Raw genomic sequence first — 21,060 nt, forward strand, 5'->3', positions numbered from 1 at the left:
AGGGGCAATGACCGCAGCAACATCCGAAATTATCCCGGTATCTGACGCTCTCGAGCTTCGCGCCGTCGAAGAGCGCTACGCCGCCGACCTGCATAATCTTGTCGTCAAAAACAAAACCTTTCTGCAAACCGCCTTTGACTGGGCGCAGCACGTGGGCAGCGAAGAGGATACCCGCCGCAACGTGCAAAGTAACCAGTTGCTGCACCAGCGCGGCTACGCCAAAATGTTTTTGATATTCAAGAGTGATGAACTGGTCGGCGTACTGTCGTTCAATACGATTGAACCTGCCAACAAAGCCGGGTACATCGGCTACTGGCTGGATGAAGCCCACCAGGGGCAGGGCATTCTCTCCCGGTCGCTGCAGGCGTTTATGCGCTACTACGTCGAACGCGGGGAGATCCGCCGTTTTGTGATCAAATGTCGGGTGGCGAATCAGCACAGCAACGGCGTTGCCGTGCGCAACGGTTTTACGCTGGAAGGGTGCCTGCGGGAAGCGGAATACCTGAATGGCCGCTTTGACGATGTGAACATCTACGGGAAGATCTACGCCCTATAACGCCCCCAGCAGCGGGGTGCGGGTGATGCGCTGGTCGCCGTTGATCACTTTTTCGCCGCGCAGGTGAATGCTCTCCCCGGTAAACGCTTCGATGACCGCATCATCGGTGATTTCAACCCGGTGCTCGATGAGCACATCCCCGCTTATCCGCGCGCGTCCCTGGATCACCACCTTATCGTCCAGCATGATAGGACCGCCGCGCAGCCAGGCCTGACCGCCAATCAGAACGTGGTGCTTGATAACGCAGTTTCCCTCCACCACGGCATTTTCCGCAATCTGAGAGCTGTAGCGCACCGTCGGAATGGCATCCTCGTCAAAACCGGCAATCACGCGGCCGTTGCCATAGACCTTTGCGCAGTCGCAGACCCAGACGTTATTTAAGTCGTTACCTTCGAGGATTGCGTTGTCGAATACTTCGGCGCGGTGCTCAACAAAGGCAAAATTCACCATCGCCTCGCCGTAGATTTGCGCCTGATGCACAATGCGCGACTGGCTGACTGTCGCCTTATCGTAAATTTGCAGGATCTGGTCATGGTCCGGCGTCAGTCCTTTGGCGGCAATGATAATGCTGTTGTGCAGAATGCGGGCATCGCCGTAGAGATGACACTCGCCCCGCACGCAGGATTGCTGAATGGTGACGTTGTCACTTATTCTCGAGCCGTGGCTGACCTCTGCCGCGTCCAGCCAGCAGCTGCCGCTGATATGCGCATCGTGGCTAATGATGCAAGGCAGGGTAAGACGCGCGTTGCCGGACACGGTTGCACCGGCGAACACCACGCTGTTTTCGTCGTAGATCCAACATTCGCCGTCCTGGGCGAGTGCACGCTCATCGTCAACCCAGCCGCCTTTGGTACCGACCGTCACGTCGTTAAAATCCACTGTCGCGATAATCTGCCGCAGCGTGACGGAGTGAGTAGTGTCGCCGTTTTTCCATTGCCAGAGGCGTGTTTCGTCGCTAAGGCGATATTTATTCATCTTTAGGTCTCTGATAAGCGTCTTAACTAAACGTAGCAAATTTTTCGGTTTTCGAGCGGCTGGCAACCAGACGGTAAACGCCTTAAAATGGCATTCAGGATGCACTTTCAACTTATGCAGGCTCAGGAAAAAATAATGACCGTCGACGAGAATTACTTCACAGAGAAATATGGCTTAACCCGCACCCATTCAGAGGTGCTGTTCAGTGCGGCAAAGATTAAACCGGGTAAAACGCTGGATCTGGGCTGCGGCAATGGCCGCAACAGCCTTTATCTGGCGGCCAACGGTTACGAGGTGACCGCGTGGGACAAGAACCCGATGAGCATCGAGAATATCGAGCGCATCAAGGCGGAAGAAGGGATCGATAACTTACACACGGCGATTAAAGATCTCAACAACCTGAGTTTTGACGGCGAGTACGATTTCATTCTCTCCACCGTGGTGCTGATGTTCCTGGAGTCAAAAACCATCCCGGGACTTATCGCCAACATGCAGCGCTGCACCAAGCCCGGCGGCTACAACCTGATCGTTGCCGCGATGGACACGGCTGATTACCCGTGCACCGTCGGCTTCCCGTTTGCGTTCAAAAGCGGTGAGCTGAGCAACTACTACGAAGGCTGGGAGTTGCTCAAATACAACGAAGACGTTGGCGAACTGCACCGCACCGATGAAAACGGCAACCGCATCAAGCTGCGCTTTGCCACGATGCTAGCACGCAAGCCCGCTTAGCGGGCAGCAAGCAGGCAGATCTGCAGGGCGGTGTTGTAAGACGCCTCGAACGACGACAGCGGCAGGAATTCAAACTTCGAGTGGAAGTTATGCGCGCCGGTGAAGAAGTTCGGCGTGAGCAGCCCTTTTGCCGAGAGCGCCGCGCCGTCGGTACCGCCGCGCATGGGCGTCGGCTTCGGCGTGATGCCGAGCGATTCCATCGCCTCGAACATCAGATCGATGGCGCGCCGGTCCTCACCAATCGCATTGCTGATATTGCTGTAGGTATCTTCAATGCGATAGTCCACCCTGGCCGTTGGATGCTGGGCGGCAATCAGCGCGGCAACATCGGCAATCTGCTGCTTGCGGGCGGCAAAGCTGTCCTTGTCAAAGTCGCGGATATTGGCCTTAAGAATGGCCTCGTTTTGCCCGGCCTGAATGCCGTTAAACCAGATATAGCCCTCACGTCCCTCGGTGCACTCCGGCGTTTGCTGGCGGTCAAAATGGTTGATGTAGTCAGTCGCCATCAGCAGGGGATTCACCAGCACGCCTTTGGCGGACATCGGGTGCGCCGTTACGCCGGTAAAGCGGATCTCAGCGGCTGCCGCATTAAAGTTCTCGTAGACAATTTCACCCAGCTCGCAGCAGTCGATGGTCCAGGCGAAGTCGACGTCAAAGCGCTTGAGATCCAGCGCTTTTGCACCGCTCAGGCCGATCTCTTCGTCAGGCACAAACGCCACGACGATATCCCCGTGCTGATGCTCCGCCGTCAGGTTTTCCAGCACCGTCATGACCACCGTGACCGCCGATTTATTATCGGCGCCTAATACGCTGGTCCCGTCGCTGAAAATAATCTCCTCATTGGGATAAGCCAGAATTTCAGGATGCTCTTTCACCCGCAGCCAGATGTCTTTCTCTTTATTCAGACAGAGATCTTCACCGGTAAAGGTTAATATTTGTGGATGAATATCCGGTGATAATCCTACGTCCACGGTATCAATATGGGTAATAAAGCCGATGCGCGGCGCGCCGGGCACGTTGCCTTTTTTTACCGCCGTTACCGTGGCGAATTCATCAATCACAATGTCGTCTAACCCCAGCTGTGCCAGCTCCTGCGCCAGCTCCCGCGCCATGTCGTGCTGGCCCGGCGTTGACGGCAGGGTTTTGACTTTGGGATCGCTCTGGCTGGTGATAGCGAGATAGCGGAAAAAACGGTGCGTTAATTGTCTGGAAAGCGGCGAGCCCATAGTGATTTGTTCCTTATTTATTTTTCAGGTGTTTGCCACATCACTTTAATGTTATTTATGAAATGGCAAAAGAATTAATTAGCCGTCGAATTAAAAAGACAGGAATAAATGATGAAAAGCAAACTCACAACTTTAGGGCTGGCGCTTGCTGCACTCACGGTCAGTTCCACCGTTGCCGCGAAAACGCTGGTGTATTGCTCCGAAGGATCGCCGGAAAACTTTAATCCTCAGCTATACACCTCGGGAACCAGCGTGGACGCCAGCGCCGTGCCGGTCTATAACCGGCTGGTCGATTTCAAACCCGGCACCACGGAGCTGGTGCCGAGCCTGGCGGAGCGCTGGGAAGTCAGCGACGACGGCAAGGTGTACACCTTCCATCTGCGTAAGGGCGTCAAATTTCAGAGCAACAAATCCTTCACGCCGACCCGCGACTTTAACGCCGACGACGTGATTTTCTCGTTTATGCGGCAGAAAGACGTGAATCATCCCTATCACAACGTCTCTAACGGCAGCTATTCCAACTTCGAAAGCCTGGAGTTTGGCAGCCTGATAACCGGCATTGATAAAGTTGATGACCACACCGTGCGCTTTACCCTGGCGCACCCGGAAGCGCCGTTTGTCGCCGATCTGGCATGGTATTTTGCCTCGATCCTTTCCGCAGAGTATGCCGACGCGATGCTAAAAGCGGGCACCCCGGAGAAGGTGGATATGGAGCCTATAGGCACCGGGCCGTTTAAGCTGGCGCAGTATCAGAAGGATTCGCGGATCCTGTTTACGGCGTTTGCCGACTACTGGCAGGGGAAATCGAAGCTGGATCGGCTGGTGTTTAGCATCACGCCGGATGCCTCCGTGCGTTTTGCCAAAATTGAGAAGAACGAATGTCAGGTGATGCCGTTCCCGAACCCGGCGGACCTGCCGCGCATGAAGGCGAACAAAGACATCAACCTGATGAGCAAAGCCGGACTGAATACCGGCTTTCTGGCGTTCAATACCCAAAAGCCGCCGCTGGATAACGTAAAAGTCCGTCAGGCGCTGGCGATGGCCATCAATAAGCCGGCCATTATTGATGCGGTGTTCCACGGCACCGGCACCGCTGCAAAGAACCTGCTGCCGCCGGGCGTCTGGGGCGCAGACAGCGAGCTTAAGGATTACGATTACGATCCTGAAAAGGCGAAAGCGCTGCTGAAAGAGGCCGGTTTTGCCAACGGCGTGAGCGTCGACCTGTGGGCGATGCCGGTGCAGCGTCCGTACAATCCGAATGCGAAACGCATGGCGGAAATGATTCAGGCCGACTGGGCGAAAATCGGGGTTCAGACCAAAATCGTCACCTACGAGTGGGGCGAATACCTTAAGCGCGTGAAGGGCGGGGAACATCAGGCCGCGCTGATGGGCTGGACGACCGCGACGGGCGATCCCGACAACTTCTTTGGTCCGCTATTTACCTGTACCTCGGCAAACGGCGGCTCAAATTCGGCGAAATGGTGCTATAAGCCCTTCGATAAAATTATTGCGGAAGCAAAATCAACGACCGATCGCGATAAACGCGTGGCGCTGTATAAAGAGGCTCAGCAAATGATGCATGACCAGATGCCCGCGGTGATGATTGCGCATTCAACCATTTTCGAGCCGGTGCGCAAAGAGGTGACGGGCTATGAAATTGACCCGTTTGGCAAACATCTGTTCTGGCAACTGGATATAAATCAGTAATTTTTCACTGCCCGGCACGCTTCCGGGCAGTCTTTTCGCAATTTGTGCTCTCCGCATCATTTTTTGTCACAACAAACCCGCCAGTCTTTTGCTATAACTTCAAATGCATACTTGCAGATAACATGGAAAACTATCATGCGTACTCAAACTTTTTTTAAAGTTGCAGTGCTTACTGGTCTGTTGGCGTTGGCGGGCTGTTCTTCGAAAGTCGCGGCTCCAGAACAATACTCAGGCTTTTTAAAAGACTATTCTGGCTTGAAGGAAACGACGTCGGCAACGGGTAAACCAACATTGCGTTGATCCGTCATATAGTGATGCCAATTATGACAATATTGTCTGGACCCCGATTACCTATTATCCCGCTCCAAAACCAACCACACAGATTGGTCAAAAAACGCTGGATGAGTTGCTGAATTACACCAACAACAAAATGAAAACCGCGATTGGTCAGCGTAAACCTATCGTCACTACTCCAGGGCCGCGCAGCCTCATCTTCCGCGGCGCGATCACCGGCGTAAGCTCGAAGAAAGAAGGTCTGCAATTCTATGAAGTGGTGCCAGTTGCGCTGGTTGTAGCGGGTACGCAAATGGCGACGGGTCACCGTACCATGGATACCCACCTGTACTTTGAAGGTGAGTTAATTGATGCGAAAACCGGTAAGCCGGTCATTAAAGTAGTTCGTAAAGGCGAAGGTAAAGAGCTGAATAACGAAAATACACCAATGACCTTTGCGACGCTGAAGCATGTTGTTGATGATATGGCGACGGACGCCACCATGTTTGATGTGAAAAAGACCGCTAAATAAAATTAAACGGCCTGCGTAATGCAGGCCTTTTTATTTACGCCGTTCGTAAGCGCCTGAACCAGGTTTCAGGTTTGGTAAACATCACCATATTTCCCCCCAGAATCAGCAATAATCCCACGATACCGTTGATATGCCAGACGTAGCCTTCATACACCGTGGAGATGGACAGCGCCACCAGCGGGAAGAGCAGCGTACTGTAGGCCGCTTTGCCGGGACCGATACGTCCCACCAGCGTGAAGTAGGCGCCAAAGGCAATCACCGAACCAAACAGGGCCAGATAGAGCAGCGCGCCAATGTAGCTGATGGTCCACTCTGGCGCGAAGCTGTCGCCTCTGAACAGGGCAATGCAGCCCATCACCAGCGTGCCGTAGAGCATAGCCCAGGCGTTGGTGGTCATGGTTTCAAGGCCTCTGCGCTGGTGACGCATGCTGATCATATTGCCCAGCGAGAAGCCGTAGGTGCCCAGCGCGGAGAGACCAATCCCGGTCAGGAGCGAAGCGCTCCAGCCGCTGGCCAGCAGATCGTCCCAGAAGAGGGTGACAATCCCAGTCAGGCCCAGTGCTGCCGCCGTCCAGAAACGCGCGGGCGGGCGCTGCCCGAAGAAAATAAAGCTGTTAATGGCGTTATAGAGCACGGCCATGGAGAAGATCACCGATTCCAGCCCGGTGTTAATGTGCGAGGCTGCGGCGTAAAAACACCAGAAGTTAAAGCAGAAAACGCAGCATCCCTGGAGCATACAAAAAAGGTGATCCCGCAGCGCCAGCTTGCGCAGACGGCGCAGGGCGATTAACACCACCATCATCGTGAGGCTGGCGACGGCGAAACGCCAGAAAATAGAGACGGGCGCCGCCACGGACCCCTGCTGCAGGAAAATCGCAATCCAGGTGGTTCCCCAGATGACCACCACCAGTCCGTATAATAATGCGTTCATACTTTTTCTCTTCTCAAACCACGGAAGCCCGCAGTATGGCGCTGAGATCCGCGACGGGCTTTCACCAGCTTGCGGGTGACTTGCAAAATCTTGCGCTTTTTTCTTTCCCGGGGGCTGGCAACGGGAGACAACTCTTCTTAGACTGATATTCCAGTCAATCACGCGCTTACGGTCATGTCTCACGCTTACGATACCTTTGAAACGCTTTGCCAACAGAATGCGGTCCTGCGGGAAACCGTCTCGCTGAATTCGGGCATTCAGCTGGCAGCGTGGTACAACAAGCACGATACGATAACGGTAATAAGTAACCACCATACCCTCAGCCTGTACGTGGCGGACGGCTACGAAAGCTACCAAAAAACGCCGGGCGGCTGGAAGAACGGCGGGGGACCGGACCGTTTCTGCTTGATGCCAAAAGAGAGCGAATCGACGTGGGATATCCGTGATGACCTGTCGTTTGTGCATCTGTACTGCACCGATGAACACCTGCGCGACGTGGGGGAAAAGATCTGGGACAAGCGCCCGCTTTCGCTGACGCTGGACGAGCGCATTTTTGGTAGCGATCCGAAGATCACCGCGCTGTATCGCCAGTTTTTGCTCGGCTGCGACTGGCAGCAGCACGCCAACCAGCTCACTTTGAGCACGGCCTCTACGCTGCTCCTGACCCATCTGCTGCAAAACTACTCTAACGTTCAGTGGAAGCTGCCGGTCGTCACCGGCGGGCTATCGCCATTTGTGCTGCGCAACGTGCTGGCCTTTATTGAAGAGAACCTTGGGCAACCCCTGACGCTGGCTGAACTGGCAGCTCAGGCCGCCCTCAGCGAATACCATTTTGCCCGCATGTTCCGCCAGTCGACGGGGCTGGCGCCGCATCAGTACGTGATGCAGAGGCGAATGGAAAAAGCGAAGGCCCTGGTGCAGAACACGGCGACGCCGCTAACGGACATCGCCCTTGCCTGTGGGTTTAACTCCGCCAGCCACTTCAGCAACCGCTTTCGCAGCGCGACGGGCATGACGCCTTCGCAGCTACGTGCGGCGAGCGCGTGAAAACAGGGCATAGCATACGCCGCCCAGCACCAGCCCCCAGAATGCCGAACCGATGCCGAGGATCGTGACGCCGCTCGCGGTCATCAGGAACGTCACGATGGCCGCGTCTCGCTCCGCCTCGTGGCTCAGTGCCTGATATAAACTCCCGCTGATGGTGCCCAGCAGCGCCAGACCGGCGAGCGTCTGGATCCAGCTGAGCGGCAGAGCCGCCATCAGCCCGGTAATCGAACCGCCGAAAATCCCCGCCAGCAGATAAAATCCTCCGGCTGCGATGGCTGCCAGCCAGCGTTTACCGGCATCCGGATGCGCATCCGGGCTTTGACAAATGGCGGCAGTAATGGCCGCGATGCAGATAGAAAAGACGCCAAAAGGGGAAAGCAGCAGCGCCAGCGCTCCCGTAACGATGATGAGCGGCGAGACCGCCAGCGGGTAACCGGAGGCTTTCATCGTGGCGAACCCCGGCGCGTTTTGTGAGGCCATAGTCACCAGGAAGAAGGGCACGCCAATACTCACCAGGCTGGTGAAGGTGAACGTAGGCGCAATAAACTCGGGCATCACAAGGGAGAGTGTGAGCTTATCCGTGACAACGTCACCGCCCGCCCATGCCACAATACCGCCGACCAGCAGCGTAACCACGATGGCATAGCGCGGCGCCAGCGCTTTTGCTATCAGCCACGCCGCAATCATGCTGCCGCACAGCAGAAAGTGACCCTCCAGGTGCGCAAACGCGTGCAGGCCAAACTGCAGCAACACGCCTGCTAGCATGGCGGCGGCAAGCGAATGGGGGATCAGCCTCATCAGACGGGCGAAGAGCCCGGTGATGCCGCAAAGTAAAATGAGCGCGTTAGCAAAGATGAACACGCCGATCGTTTCCGGCAGCGTCACGCCGTGCAGGCTGGTGGCGAGCAGCGCCGCGCCGGGCGTTGACCACGCGGTCAGCACCGGCGCTTTGTACCACCAGGAAAGCGCCAGCGTGCTGACACCCATCCCAATCCCCAGCGCGGTCATCCAGCCTGCGATCTGCTGTGCGCTGGCACCTGCCGCAGCGGCGGCCTGCCAGATGATGGCGGCCGAGCTGGCGTAACCGACCAGTACGGCGACAAATCCAGCCAGTGCGACTGGAACAAGGTGAGAGGAAGGGCGCATATAAACTCCGTTGTGCGTTATAACGTCCGGTATAAGGTAACACTGTGCGCTATAGCGTACAAGTGGTATGCTGATCGCCATCAGGAGGGACCATGGACATCACACTACACCTTGCAACAACGCTTAAAACGCTGCGCCAGGCACGCGGCTGGAGTTTGTCGAAGCTCGCGGACGAGACCGGTGTGTCAAAAGCGATGCTGGGGCAAATCGAGCGCAATGAATCCAGCCCGACGGTGTCGACGCTGTGGAAAATAGCCACCGGGCTGAACGTCCCGTTTTCCGCGTTCATCACGCCAGAGGCGGACCGGCAGGCGGTGTTTGACCCGCAGCAGCAGGCGATGGTGGTCAAACCGTTCTTTCCGTGGGACGAGACGCTCGGGTTTGATTATTTCTCCATTACGCTGGCACCCGGCGCGCTGAGTGAATCCACGCCGCATGAGGCCGGGGTGATCGAACATGTGGTGGTGGTCAGCGGCGAACTGGAGATGAAGCTTGACGGCGAGTGGCAGACGATTTCTGCCGATTCGGGCGTCCGTTTCGCCGGTGATAAACCGCACGCCTACCGCAACAGCAGCGACCGGACGGTGCATTTTCACTCCCTGATTCATTATCCCCGCTGACGCTACGCAAAACTGTTTCGCTGACGCATACTTCTGACTACAATAGCCGCCATTTTGACCATAACGGATAACGACGAAGTATGCGCCTGCAATCCCATCATCTTGAACTTTTAAGCCCGGCCCGCGACGCCGCAATTGCCCGTGAAGCGATCCTTCACGGCGCTGACGCCGTCTACATTGGCGGCCCTGGCTTCGGTGCCCGCCATAACGCCAGCAACAGCCTGAGCGATATTGCTGAACTGGTGCCGTTCGCCCACCGTTTCGGGGCGAAAGTGTTCGTGACCCTGAACACCATTCTTCATGATGATGAGCTGGAGCCTGCACAACGTCTGATTACCGATCTCTACCAGGCCGGCATTGATGCCCTGATCGTTCAGGATATGGGCGTGCTTGAGCTGGATATTCCGCCCATTGAACTGCATGCCAGTACCCAGTGCGATATCCGCACGGTCGAGAAGGCGAAGTTTCTCTCCGACGTCGGCTTTTCGCAGATCGTTCTGGCGCGCGAGCTGAACCTGAATCAGATCCGCGATATTCACCAGGCGACAGACGCGACGATTGAATTCTTTATCCACGGGGCGCTGTGCGTAGCTTACTCCGGTCAGTGCAACATTTCCCACGCGCAGACCGGCCGCAGCGCCAACCGCGGCGACTGTTCTCAGGCCTGCCGTCTGCCGTACACCCTGAAAGACGATCAGGGCCGCGTCGTGGCGTTCGAAAAACACCTGCTCTCCATGAAGGATAACGATCAGACGGCCAACCTGGGCGCGCTGATCGACGCGGGCGTACGTTCCTTCAAGATTGAAGGGCGCTACAAAGATATGAGCTACGTGAAGAACATCACCGCGCACTATCGCCAGATGCTGGACGCCATTATCGAAGATCGCGGCGACCTGGCGCGCGCGTCGGCCGGCCGCACCGAGCATTTCTTTATTCCGTCGACGGACAAAACGTTCCACCGCGGCAGCACGGACTATTTTGTGAATGCCCGTAAAGGGGATATCGGCGCGTTTGACTCACCGAAGTTTATCGGTTTACCGGTGGGGGAAGTGCTGAAAGTGGCGAAAGATCACCTTGATGTCGAAGTGACGGAACCGCTGGCGAACGGCGATGGCCTTAACGTGATGATTAAGCGTGAGGTCGTGGGCTTCCGTGCCAATACGGTCGAGAAAACCGGCGAGAACCGCTACCGCGTCTGGCCGAATGAAATGCCCGCCGATCTCTACAAGGCGCGGCCGAACGCGGCGCTTAACCGTAACCTCGATCATAACTGGCAGCAGGCGCTGCTGAAAACCTCCAGCGAACGTCGTATCGCCGTGGATATTGAGCTGGGCGGCTGGGAAGAGCAGCTGATTCTGACCATGACCTGTGAAGACGGCATCAGCGTGACGCATACGCTCGATGGCCTTTTCGAGGTGGCAAACAACGCGGAAAAAGCGCTTAACAGCCTGAAGGATGGCGTGGCGAAGCTGGGCCAGACGATTTACTACGCGCGCGCTATCGACGTGAATCTGCCGGATGCGCTGTTTGTGCCAAACAGCCTGCTTAACGCGTTCCGCCGTGAAACGGCAGAGATGTTGGATGCCGCGCGCCTGGCACAGTATCCGCGCGGAAGCCGTAAAGCGGAAGCCGTCCCTGCGCCAGTATACCCGGACACCCATTTGTCCTTCCTCGCCAACGTCTACAACCATAAAGCGCGTGAATTCTATCATCGCCACGGCGTGCAGCTGATCGACGCCGCCTATGAAGCGCATGAAGAGAAGGGCGATGTGCCGGTGATGATCACCAAGCACTGTCTGCGCTTTGCGTTTAACCTGTGTCCTAAGCAGGCGAAAGGGAACATTAAGAGCTGGAAGGCTACCCCTATGCAGCTGGTAAACGGCGATGAAGTTCTGACCCTCAAGTTCGACTGCCGTCCCTGCGAAATGCATGTGATTGGTAAGATGAAAAACCACATTTTCAAAATGCCGCAGCCCGGCAGTATTGTGGCGTCCGTCAGTCCGGACGATCTGATGAAAACCCTGCCAAAACGCAAGGGCAGCTAATCACCGAACGTGCGTGTCCGGTTTGCGCGACTTCTGCCACAGGTGGTGTTCGCGCAAACCCTCCGCCGACTCTTCCGCAGCGCTTCGCAACTCATCGCTGTCGGCTTCATGACGAAGCTGATGCGCCACATTCTTGACCCATAAATATTCGTGTCCTTTGTGTCCGGCCATAAGCTGGCCTGAAAACAGCGCACAAATAAGCATGACGAAAGATAACCCTTTTTTAATCATGGTTTCACCGCTGAAAAACAATGCGCAGTAATCATGTCGATTATTTCTTAGGGTTATTATTCAAAAATTAAAATTAGCGCAAAGAAAATGTCAAATAATGTGCGTTCGAAATAGCGGTTAGGACAGTTCCTAAAAACAACTGAATCTTTGTAAACTACCATTTCTGGTCCACAATTGGATGTATGCATTAAGGATTAATCTTATATAATAGTAATCTTAGGCTAAGGAACAGGTCATTTATAAATGAAAAAAATAATAGCGCTTGCGCTTCTGGCAGTGGCTGTTGGAGCCGCTGTAGGGGTTCGTTACGCAGGTAATGACGAACCAGAATATATTCAATCTGCAGAAATTCGCGTGGGTTCTTATTTAACCAGCGATTATGGTAGCGTTGCCTGCGCCAGCAAAAAAGTGAACGATCTGCGTTGGGAATTAGACTGCACTCATCGGGCGAGAGGAAAAACATTCCAGTTTGCGGTGTATCCCTCTGAAAAAGCACCTTATGGTGTCGCTCGCTCCTTTTATCTGGAAGCCATTAATGACGATGCAAAACAGAGCGCTGAGCAGGGCCTTATGCGTTATTTGCAGATCAATACCCATACTGGTTAATAAGGTTGTTTAGCATTCGTTAAGACAACAGGTGTTAGGTTGTATGAGATCCGCTGCCCGGCCATGGAGTGTCGGGACGTAGAGACCAAAACACAAATCTATCCATGCAAGCATTTACCGCCATTTTTTGGCGGTTTTTTTTGCGCCGACCGTCGCGATAGGGTTATGGCGTCAGCCGATAATGCGACTGCACCAGACCCGAAGGGAAGCTGCGGCTTGATACCAGTGTCAAATCCATATCCCGGGACAACGTTCCGAACAGCGGTTTTCCCTCCCCGAGCAGCACAGGTACGGTCGTGATCACCATATCGGCTACCAGTCCTTCGCGCAGGAACGACTGGATCACCTGCCCGCCATCGAGATAGACGCGATGTACGTCCTGCGCAGCGAGATCGTCCAGCACCTCCTTTGGCGTCCTGGATGAAAACTGCACTTTTCCCTTTAGCGCCTCCGGCACGGGCGTACCGGCCAGCTGTCGGGAGAGCACCAGCACGGGACGATCGTAAGGCCATGCGTCAAAGGTCAGTACCTTCTCATAGCTACCCCGGCCCATCACGTTCCACTCTTTGTCCGCGATGAATGCCTCATAGCCATGATCTTCCGTTGGATCGTCGCGCTGCAACAGCCAGTCGATATCGTCATTCTGTCGGGCGATGTAACCATCAAGACTAACCGCGATAAAAACGTGTGTGGTGACCATCAGATCCTCCGTGTGCCAGTGTAGCCCTAAAACTGACGCCTCAGCGTGCAGTACCTGGACGTGAAAATTGTTTGCGATACTGAGCCGGGGAAAGCGCGAACTGCTGGCGAAAATGATGACGCAGTGTCGACGCCTGACCAAACCCGGTCTGTTCAGCGATGCTGTCGATGCTTAACCGGCTGCTTTCCAGATAATCTTTCGCTCTCAGCAGGCGCTCATTGATCAACCAGCGCGCGGGCGTCGTCCCCGTTGCCGCCTCGAAGCGACGAAGGAAGGTGCGCTGGCTCATTCCGACCCGACGCGCCAGGGAGTCGACGCTGTGCGCCTCGATAAGATGCGTGTGCAGAAAATCAAACAGCTGGCCGAGACGCTGGCTTTCCCGCAGCTGCGCCACCGGACGGCTCAGCTGTTGCGGCTGTGAACCATCCCGGTGAGGGGGAATGACCAGCCGACGCGCCACGCTGTTGGCGGTTTCCATGCCAAAATCCCGCCGCACAACGTGCAGACAGAGATCGATACCCGCCGCGCTACCAGCGGACGTCAGAATATCGCCTTCGTCCTGGTAGAGTACATCCTCAACCACGTCGATGTCAGGGTAACGGGCTTTTAGCGCGTCAATGTAGCGCCAGTGCGTCGTGGCTTTGCGGCCGTTCAATAGCCCCGTTGCGGCCAGCACAAACACCCCCGAACAGATGGAGAGCAGCTGACACCCTCGCGCGCTGGCCTGGTGTAGTGCCTCGCAGAGCGCATCCGGAACCGGTGAATCCAGCCCCCGCCAGCCGGGAACCACAATCAGGTCAGCAGACGCAAGCAGGCTTAAATCACCATCGGTAACGATGCGGATCCCGCCAGTTGCCCGAAGTTCACCGCTGTCCACGCTCGCCACCGCAAAACGATACCACTCGTCGCCCAGCTCGGGACGCGGCAGGCCGAAGATCTCCACCGCCACGCCAAACTCAAAGGTACACAGACCGTCATACGCCAGCACGACCACCTGCGGGCGGGCAATTTGTCTTAAGTTTGTCATCTTTTTGCTGTTTTCTGGCATAAGCGAACGCATTCACGGGCTGAATTTGTGGATAGAGTAGTGTTAACACAAACGCCAAAGATGAGGAAGGATCATGAGCTATGTTACTGAATTTCCAGCTGCCGAGCCGCAGGAAGCCGTTACCCATTTTCTGCGCCGCCTGAGCGTTGAAACCGACTGTGCGGATGTGCATCACGCCATCGTCAACCATGAGCAGGACTTCGTGCTGCTGCACGTGGTGGGAAGCCCAGAGCAGTTTGCCCGCCGTCACGTGCCTGGCTCACTGCACCTGCCGCGGAGCCAGATTACCGCTGAGCGCATGGCCGAATGGCCTGAAGGCACGCTGTTCGTTGTTTACTGCGCAGGGCCGCATTGTAACGGCGCGGACAGAGCCGCGCTCAAGCTGGCGCGCCTCGGGCTGCCGGTCAAAATCATGCTCGGGGGGATCACCGGATGGGAGGATGAAAAGTTCGCCTTTGCCAGCAGCGAAACTGCCGTCGCGCTGTGAACATGAATTTTTTTCAACACCCGTGAAATTTTCTCGTTTGCCGGAACAGGACAGGTATGACATCTTTTTTGGACATTTAGACATCCAGAAGTCTAAAGCTTCAAATGATGAATTATCACTGCGGGCAATTATCGCCGGCAGACCGAGGAGATTTCCATGCAACGACACCATGCCCCGTACCGCGCCGATGTAGTCGGCAGTTTTTTACGCCCGGATGCCATCAAGCAGGCTCGCCTGAAGTTCGCCAGCGGCGAAATTGACGCCGGACAGCTTCGCACGGTAGAGGATGATGCCATCCGCCACGTCGTTGAGCAGCAGTGCGCGTGCGGGCTGCATGTGGTCACCGACGGCGAGTTTCGTCGTGCCTGGTGGCACTTCGACTTCTTTGACGGTCTGCAGGGCGTTGAGCGCTACGATTCACAGCAGGGTATCCAGTTCAACGGGGTACAAACCAAAGCCCACGGCGTGCGCGTCACCGGCAAGCTGGGCTTTGGCGACCATCCGATGCTCGAAGATTTCCGCTACCTGAAAAGCATCAGCGGTAATGCTCAGCCGAAAATGACCATTCCCAGCCCAAGTGTCCTGCATTTCCGCGGCGGGCGTAAAGACATCGATGAGACGGTGTACCCGGATCTGAATGACTATTTCGACGATCTGGCGACCACCTGGCGCGACGCCATCCGCGCATTTTACGACGCGGGCTGCCGTTACCTGCAACTGGACGACACCGTCTGGGCCTATCTGTGTTCGGACGATCAGCGCCGTCAGATCCGCGAGCGCGGCGATGATGCCGATGAGCTGGCACGCATCTATGCCCGCGTTCTGAACAAGGCGCTGGAAGGCAAGCCGGACGATCTGACCATCGGCCTGCACGTCTGTCGCGGTAACTTTCGTTCAACCTGGATTTCCGAAGGCGGCTACGAGCCGGTGGCGGAAGTGCTGTTCGGCACGGTCAACGTTGACGCCTTCTTCCTTGAATACGATAACGACCGCAGCGGTGATTTCGCGCCATTGCGCTTCATTCGCCCGGGCAAGCAGCAGGTGGTGCTGGGCCTGATCACCACCAAAAACGGAGAGCTGGAGAACCCGGAGGGGATTAAAGCCCGTCTGGAAGAGGCGGCGAAATACGTGGCAAAAGAGCAAATTTGCCTCAGCCCGCAGTGCGGCTTTGCCTCTACCGAAGAGGGCAACAGCCTGAGCGAAACCCAGCAGTGGGACAAAGTCCGTCTGGTCACGCAGATCGCCAGCGAAGTCTGGTAAAGCCTCATCCACAGCGCTGCATTATAAAAGTGCAGCGCTGTGCCATTCTGAGACGTTATCTTTACATCCCGCGTTCCCCCTCCAGAAATAGCGCTACCTCCATTCTGGCATCCTTTTTGCTCCTGCTTCGCTGACACATTTTTTTCCGCGTCCACGCCGTAACGGACGTTTTCGCACAGCGTTCTTTTTCAGGAGTGAAAATATGCAGCGTCGTACCTTATTAAAAGCCTTTGCGTTATCCGCGTCCGTCGTGGCGATGGGAATGAGTTTTGGCGTGCAGGCGGCCGATACCATCAAAGTGGGGATCATGCATTCTCTTTCCGGCACCATGGCCATATCCGAAACGCCGCTGAAAGACGTCGCGCTGATGACCATCGACGAGATCAACGCGAAAGGCGGCGTGCTGGGTAAAAAACTGGAGCCGGTGGTGGTGGATCCCGCCTCAAACTGGCCGCTGTTTGCCGAGAAGGCGCGCCAGCTGTTGAGTCAGGATAAAGTGGCGGTGGTATTCGGCTGCTGGACGTCGGTATCGCGCAAATCCGTGCTGCCGGTCTTCGAGGAGCTGAACGGTCTGCTGTTCTATCCGGTTCAGTATGAAGGCGAAGAGATGTCGCCGAACGTCTTCTATACCGGCGCGGCGCCGAACCAGCAGGCCATCCCGGCGGTGGAATACCTGATGAGCGAAGACGGCGGCGCGGCGAAGCGCTTCTTCCTGCTGGGCACGGACTATGTTTACCCGCGCACCACCAACAAGATCCTGCGCGCGTTCCTGCATTCGAAAGGGGTGGAGGATAAGGACATCGAGGAGGTTTACACCCCGTTCGGTCACAGCGACTACCAGACCATCGTCGCCAACATCAAGAAATTCTCTGCGGGCGGTAAAACCGCCGTGGTGTCAACCATCAACGGCGATTCCAACGTTCCGTTCTACAAAGAGCTCGCTAATCAGGGGCTGAAGGCGACCGACGTACCGGTGGTGGCGTTCTCCGTGGGCGAAGAAGAGCTGCGCGGGATCGACACCAAACCGCTGGTAGGTAACCTGGCGGCCTGGAACTACTTTGAATCCGTGGATAACCCGACCAACCAGGCCTTCGTGGCGGATTACAAAGCCTATGCCAAAGCGCACAAGCTGCCGAATGCCGATACCGTGGTGACCAACGACCCGATGGAAGCAACTTACGTGGGGATCCATATGTGGGCGCAGGCGGTCGAAAAAGCGGGTACTACCGACGTGGATAAAGTGCGTGCGGCGATGGCCGGCCAGTCCTTTAAGGCGCCGTCTGGCTTTATGCTCACCATGGATGCCACCAACCACCATCTGCATAAGCCGGTCATGATCGGTGAAATCGAAGGTAACGGCCAGTTTAACGTGGTGTGGCAGACGGAGCAGCCGGTACGCGCCCAGCCGTGGAGCCCGTTCATCGCCGGAAACGATAAAAAGCCCGACCAGCCGATGAAAACCGCCAGCAACTAAGCCATCACCAGGGAGAAACGTCATGAACGCCATGCGCATGTTCATCGCTCTTGTATGGCTTTCCGGACTGCTGCCAGGGATGGCGCAGGCATCGGATGCCGATCGTTTTGTTGCCGCCAGCCGCAGCCAGCAGGCGGAGTTGCTTTCGCAGTGGGCCGCCGCGCCGGACGCCTCGAGGCTGCCGCTGCTGCAGGCACTGCAAAAAGAAAATCTCTATACCGACAGCCAAAAGCACGCCTTTGCGCAGCGCGGCGGTCAAATGGTCTCGCTCGGTGACGCTAAGTCGACCGAAGGGGCAGCTAAAGCCGTTCGTCTGACCAACCGGCTGCGCGTGCTGGCCGCCACGGCAATCGCTACGCATCAGCTGGTGAGTGACAGCGTCACAGAAAGACGGGCAGCGGCACGTCAGCTTCAGCGGGATGCCCAGCCCGGAATGCTCGCTTTTCTGGAAAAGCGGGTAAACGATGAAACGGACGCGGTGGCACGTCAGGCGCTATTACTGGCGGTGGCGAATCTCCAGCTCTCCAGCCCGCAGGCAGAGGTGCGCCGCAAGGCCGTCGAATTATTAGGGCAGTCTGACGATCCGGACGTGGAGTCCAGACTTACCCCGTTTACCCAGGCGCAGACAGAGCCGGATGCCGGGGTTCGCGCCGCCGCGCAGGAGAGTCTTAGCCAGATCCAGCATCGGCTGATGTGGGGCGATCTGCTGGGCCAGGCGTTTATGGGGCTGTCCCTGGGGTCGGTGCTGCTGCTGGCGGCGCTGGGGCTTGCCATCACCTACGGCCTGCTGGGGGTCATCAATATGGCGCACGGCGAGATGCTGATGCTAGGGGCGTATGCCACCTGGATGGTGCAGCAGGCGATGGCCGGGCTTGCGCCACAGTGGCTGGCGCTCTATCCCGTTATCGCGCTTCCGGTCGCGTTCTGCCTGACGGCGGGTATCGGGATGGTGCTGGAGCGCACCGTGATCCGCCATCTGTACGGTCGTCCGCTGGAAACGCTGCTGGCGACGTGGGGGATCAGCCTGATGATTATCCAGCTGGTGCGCATGACCTTTGGCGCCCAGAACCTGGAGGTCGCCAACCCGGCATGGCTCTCCGGCGGGGTGCAGGTCTTTGCCAACCTGACTCTGCCGTGGAACCGCATCGTGGTGCTGGGCTTCGTGCTGCTGGTGCTGTTCTTTACCTGGCTCATTCTGAATAAAACCCGTCTGGGGCTCAACGTGCGGGCGGTGACGCAGAACCGCAGTATGGCCGCCTGCTGCGGGGTACCGACAGGCCGCGTCGATATGCTGGCGTTTGGGCTTGGCTCAGGGATTGCCGGGTTAGGCGGCGTGGCGCTATCGCAGCTCGGTAACGTCGGGCCGGAACTGGGCCAGGGCTACATTATTGATTCCTTCCTCGTGGTCGTTCTCGGCGGCGTAGGCCAGCTGGCAGGCAGCGTGGCCGCGGCGTTTGGCCTGGGTATTTTCAATAAAATTCTTGAGCCGCAGATGGGGGCGGTGCTGGGCAAGATCGTGATTCTGGTGGCGATCGTGCTGTTTATTCAGAAACGCCCTCAGGGGCTGTTTGCGCTGAAAGGGAGGGTGATTGACTGATGAGCCAGCCGCTGACCTTAACGCTGGCGCGCAAAGCGCCGCGCGCAACGCAACTTGCAGGCAGCCTGCTGGTGGTGTGTCTGCTGATATTACCGTTTTTCGCCTTACTGCCTGCGACGCATCCGCTGGCGCTGTCGACCTGGATGCTGACGCTGATTGGCAAGATCCTCTGCTATGCCATCGTTGCGGTGGCTCTGGATCTGGTGTGGGGCTACGCCGGAATGCTCTCTCTTGGGCACGGCATCTTCTTCGCCCTGGGCGGCTACGCGATGGGCATGTACCTGATGCGTCAGGCCGCGGGTGACGGTCTTCCCGCGTTTATGTCGTTTCTCTCCTGGAGCGAGCTGCCGTGGTTCTGGTGGGGAACCCAGCATTTTGCCTGGGCGCTGGTGCTGATTGTGATGGTGCCGGGCCTGCTGGCTCTGGTGTTCGGCTGGTTCGCCTTTCGCTCAAAGATCAAAGGGGTCTATTTCTCGATTATGACCCAGGCGCTGACCTATGCCGGGATGCTGCTGTTCTTTCGCAATGAAACCGGTTTTGGCGGCAATAACGGCTTTACCGGCTTCACCACGCTGCTCGGGTTTTCGGTGACGGAAACGACCACCCGTATCGCGCTGTTTCTGGCGACCGTGCTGTTGCTGATTCTGGCGTTAGGCACCGGATTTGCCCTGGCGAAGAGCAAGTTTGGCCGCATCCTGACCGCCGTTCGTGACGCCGAAAACCGCCTGACGTTTTGCGGCTACGATCCGCGCGGGTTCAAGCTGCTGGTATGGACGCTTTCTGCCGTGCTGTGCGGCCTGGCGGGGGCGCTGTACGTCCCGCAGGTGGGCATTATCAACCCCGGTGAAATGTCGCCGACCAACTCGATTGAAGCGGCCATCTGGGTGGCGCTCGGCGGGCGCGGCACGCTGGTCGGTCCGGTGATTGGCGCGGCGCTGGTGAACGGTGCAAAGAGCTTCTTCACCGTCGCGATGCCGGAATACTGGCAGCTGTTTCTGGGGCTGATTTTCATCGCCGTCACGCTGTTTTTACCGCGCGGCGTCTACGGTCTGTTTCGAAAGGGAGATAAATAATGCAGCCAGCCGAAGGGTTATTTACCCGCCAGTTGCCGGGCGATCGTTACCGTGAACAGACCGACCCGGTGCTTCAGCTTGAGGCCATTAACGTCAATTTTGATGGGTTTCAGGCCCTGACCGATCTCTCGCTGAATATCGGCGTGGGCGAGTTGCGCTGCGTGATTGGCCCTAACGGCGCCGGTAAAACCACGCTGATGGACGTCATCACCGGCAAAACGCGGCCAAAGAGCGGCAGGGCGATTTACGATCAGTCCATCGACCTGACCGCGCTGGAGCCTGCGAGCATTGCCCGCCAGGGGATCGGGCGTAAATTCCAGAAACCCACCGTTTTTGAAGCCCTGACGGTGTGGGAGAACCTGGAGATCGCCATGAAAACCGATAAATCCGTCTGGGCGAGCCTGCGGGCAAAACTCAACGGTGAGCAGTGCGACCGCATTGATGAGATGCTGGTTTTGCTGCGCCTTAGCAGCGAGCGCGACCGCCGCGCCGGGCTGCTTTCGCACGGGCAAAAACAGTTTCTGGAAATCGGGATGCTTCTGGTGCAGGACCCGCACCTGCTGCTGCTGGATGAACCGGCTGCCGGGATGACCGACGCGGAAACGGAATACACCGCCGAGCTGTTCAAAACGCTGGCGGGTAAGCATTCCCTGATGGTGGTGGAGCACGATATGGGCTTTGTTGAGACTATCGCCGACCACGTCACGGTGCTGCACCAGGGGCGGGTACTGGCGGAAGGTTCGCTTCGCGAGGTGCAGGCCAACGAGCAGGTGATTGAGGTCTATCTGGGACGCTAA

20 protein-coding genes and 1 pseudogene are annotated in these 21,060 nt (G+C 56.9%); 14 read left to right on the forward strand and 7 right to left on the reverse strand.

Going from position 1 to position 21,060, the window contains the following annotated elements:
- The first annotated feature begins 7 nt into the window (after window positions 1-7).
- Entirely contained in the window at window positions 8-556 is a 549-nt protein-coding gene (gene rimL / locus ACJ69_RS06605) for a 50S ribosomal protein L7/L12-serine acetyltransferase (RefSeq protein ID WP_059346718.1), read from the forward strand.
- On the opposite strand, the gene ydcK is transcribed toward rimL, so the two are convergent.
- Window positions 551-1,531 carry a YdcK family protein gene (gene ydcK, locus ACJ69_RS06610; protein WP_054829735.1) on the reverse strand — a complete coding sequence of 327 codons (981 nt, stop codon included), beginning with the start codon at window positions 1,529-1,531 and terminating at the stop codon, window positions 551-553. The genes rimL and ydcK overlap by 6 nt on opposite strands.
- Window positions 1,532-1,663: 132 nt before the next feature.
- On the opposite strand from ydcK, the gene tehB reads away from it, so the two are divergent.
- Window positions 1,664-2,260 carry a tellurite resistance methyltransferase TehB gene (gene tehB, locus ACJ69_RS06615; protein WP_121931793.1) on the forward strand — a complete coding sequence of 199 codons (597 nt, stop codon included), beginning with the start codon at window positions 1,664-1,666 and terminating at the stop codon, window positions 2,258-2,260.
- On the opposite strand, the gene pepT is transcribed toward tehB, so the two are convergent.
- A complete protein-coding gene (gene pepT / locus ACJ69_RS06620; protein ID WP_059346720.1) occupies window positions 2,257-3,486 on the reverse strand; it encodes a peptidase T in 1,230 nt (409 codons plus the stop codon). The two genes, tehB and pepT, sit on opposite strands and share 4 nt — an antisense overlap.
- Before the next feature lie 111 nt (window positions 3,487-3,597).
- Here pepT and ACJ69_RS06625 point away from each other — a divergent pair, with 111 nt between their 5' ends.
- Together ACJ69_RS06625 and ACJ69_RS06630 are read left to right on the forward strand one after the other, a co-directional pair.
- Window positions 3,598-5,193 (forward strand): ABC transporter substrate-binding protein, encoded by a 1,596-nt coding sequence (locus tag ACJ69_RS06625; RefSeq protein ID WP_059346721.1) that lies wholly within the window; start codon window positions 3,598-3,600, stop codon window positions 5,191-5,193.
- A gap of 135 nt (window positions 5,194-5,328) precedes the next feature.
- A pseudogene (locus tag ACJ69_RS06630) lies at window positions 5,329-5,998 on the forward strand (DUF3313 domain-containing protein).
- A 34-nt stretch (window positions 5,999-6,032) separates the two neighbouring features.
- Here ACJ69_RS06630 and ACJ69_RS06635 read toward each other — a convergent pair.
- Window positions 6,033-6,929, reverse strand: coding sequence for a DMT family transporter (locus ACJ69_RS06635; protein ID WP_029739583.1), 897 nt, complete (start codon window positions 6,927-6,929; stop codon window positions 6,033-6,035).
- A 174-nt stretch (window positions 6,930-7,103) separates the two neighbouring features.
- Between ACJ69_RS06635 and ACJ69_RS06640 the strand changes: the two genes are divergently transcribed.
- Window positions 7,104-7,976: a helix-turn-helix transcriptional regulator gene (locus tag ACJ69_RS06640; RefSeq protein ID WP_059346722.1), complete on the forward strand. Its 873-nt coding sequence runs from the start codon at window positions 7,104-7,106 to the stop codon at window positions 7,974-7,976.
- Here ACJ69_RS06640 and ACJ69_RS06645 read toward each other — a convergent pair.
- Window positions 7,956-9,122 carry a benzoate/H(+) symporter BenE family transporter gene (locus ACJ69_RS06645; protein ID WP_059346723.1) on the reverse strand — a complete coding sequence of 389 codons (1,167 nt, stop codon included), beginning with the start codon at window positions 9,120-9,122 and terminating at the stop codon, window positions 7,956-7,958. The two genes, ACJ69_RS06640 and ACJ69_RS06645, sit on opposite strands and share 21 nt — an antisense overlap.
- A 92-nt stretch (window positions 9,123-9,214) precedes the next feature.
- Between ACJ69_RS06645 and ACJ69_RS06650 the strand changes: the two genes are divergently transcribed.
- Both ACJ69_RS06650 and ACJ69_RS06655 read left to right on the forward strand, forming a co-directional pair.
- Entirely contained in the window at window positions 9,215-9,742 is a 528-nt protein-coding gene (locus tag ACJ69_RS06650; protein WP_054829734.1) for a helix-turn-helix domain-containing protein, read from the forward strand.
- A gap of 80 nt (window positions 9,743-9,822) precedes the next feature.
- Window positions 9,823-11,787 carry a peptidase U32 family protein gene (locus ACJ69_RS06655; RefSeq protein ID WP_047647740.1) on the forward strand — a complete coding sequence of 655 codons (1,965 nt, stop codon included), beginning with the start codon at window positions 9,823-9,825 and terminating at the stop codon, window positions 11,785-11,787.
- Here the strand turns inward: ACJ69_RS06655 and ACJ69_RS06660 are convergent, their stop codons facing one another.
- Window positions 11,788-12,018: a DUF2554 family protein gene (locus ACJ69_RS06660; protein ID WP_039262502.1), complete on the reverse strand. Its 231-nt coding sequence runs from the start codon at window positions 12,016-12,018 to the stop codon at window positions 11,788-11,790. It lies immediately after the preceding gene.
- A 243-nt stretch (window positions 12,019-12,261) separates the two neighbouring features.
- Between ACJ69_RS06660 and ACJ69_RS06665 the strand changes: the two genes are divergently transcribed.
- Entirely contained in the window at window positions 12,262-12,624 is a 363-nt protein-coding gene (locus ACJ69_RS06665) for a hypothetical protein (protein ID WP_059346724.1), read from the forward strand.
- A gap of 163 nt (window positions 12,625-12,787) precedes the next feature.
- Here the strand turns inward: ACJ69_RS06665 and ACJ69_RS06670 are convergent, their stop codons facing one another.
- Both ACJ69_RS06670 and ftrA read right to left on the reverse strand, forming a co-directional pair.
- On the reverse strand, window positions 12,788-13,324 hold the full coding sequence (locus ACJ69_RS06670) for a dihydrofolate reductase family protein (protein WP_059346725.1): 537 nt from the start codon (window positions 13,322-13,324) through the stop codon (window positions 12,788-12,790).
- A gap of 40 nt (window positions 13,325-13,364) precedes the next feature.
- Window positions 13,365-14,372, reverse strand: coding sequence for a transcriptional regulator FtrA (gene ftrA, locus ACJ69_RS06675; protein ID WP_054829739.1), 1,008 nt, complete (start codon window positions 14,370-14,372; stop codon window positions 13,365-13,367).
- Between the two features lie 73 nt (window positions 14,373-14,445).
- Between ftrA and ACJ69_RS06680 the strand changes: the two genes are divergently transcribed.
- The 6 genes from ACJ69_RS06680 (at window position 14,446) to urtD (ending at window position 21,060) form a co-directional block, all read left to right on the forward strand.
- Window positions 14,446-14,859 (forward strand): rhodanese-like domain-containing protein, encoded by a 414-nt coding sequence (locus ACJ69_RS06680; protein WP_054829732.1) that lies wholly within the window; start codon window positions 14,446-14,448, stop codon window positions 14,857-14,859.
- A gap of 156 nt (window positions 14,860-15,015) precedes the next feature.
- Window positions 15,016-16,119 (forward strand): cobalamin-independent methionine synthase II family protein, encoded by a 1,104-nt coding sequence (locus ACJ69_RS06685; protein ID WP_054829731.1) that lies wholly within the window; start codon window positions 15,016-15,018, stop codon window positions 16,117-16,119.
- Window positions 16,120-16,321: 202 nt separating this feature from the next.
- Window positions 16,322-17,593: an urea ABC transporter substrate-binding protein gene (urtA, locus tag ACJ69_RS06690; protein ID WP_054829730.1), complete on the forward strand. Its 1,272-nt coding sequence runs from the start codon at window positions 16,322-16,324 to the stop codon at window positions 17,591-17,593.
- Between the two features lie 22 nt (window positions 17,594-17,615).
- The gene (gene urtB, locus ACJ69_RS06695) at window positions 17,616-19,190 is read left to right on the forward strand and encodes an urea ABC transporter permease subunit UrtB (protein WP_059346726.1); all 1,575 of its coding nucleotides are present in this window, start codon (window positions 17,616-17,618) and stop codon (window positions 19,188-19,190) included.
- Window positions 19,190-20,263, forward strand: a complete 1,074-nt coding sequence (urtC, locus tag ACJ69_RS06700; protein ID WP_059346727.1) for an urea ABC transporter permease subunit UrtC — start codon at window positions 19,190-19,192, stop codon at window positions 20,261-20,263. Before urtB ends, urtC begins: the two co-directional genes overlap by 1 nt.
- A complete protein-coding gene (gene urtD / locus ACJ69_RS06705; protein WP_059346728.1) occupies window positions 20,263-21,060 on the forward strand; it encodes an urea ABC transporter ATP-binding protein UrtD in 798 nt (265 codons plus the stop codon). The genes urtC and urtD overlap by 1 nt, the downstream gene beginning before the upstream one ends.

Origin of the sequence: Enterobacter asburiae (assembly GCF_001521715.1) — a bacterium.
Classification (GTDB): domain Bacteria; phylum Pseudomonadota; class Gammaproteobacteria; order Enterobacterales; family Enterobacteriaceae; genus Enterobacter; species Enterobacter asburiae.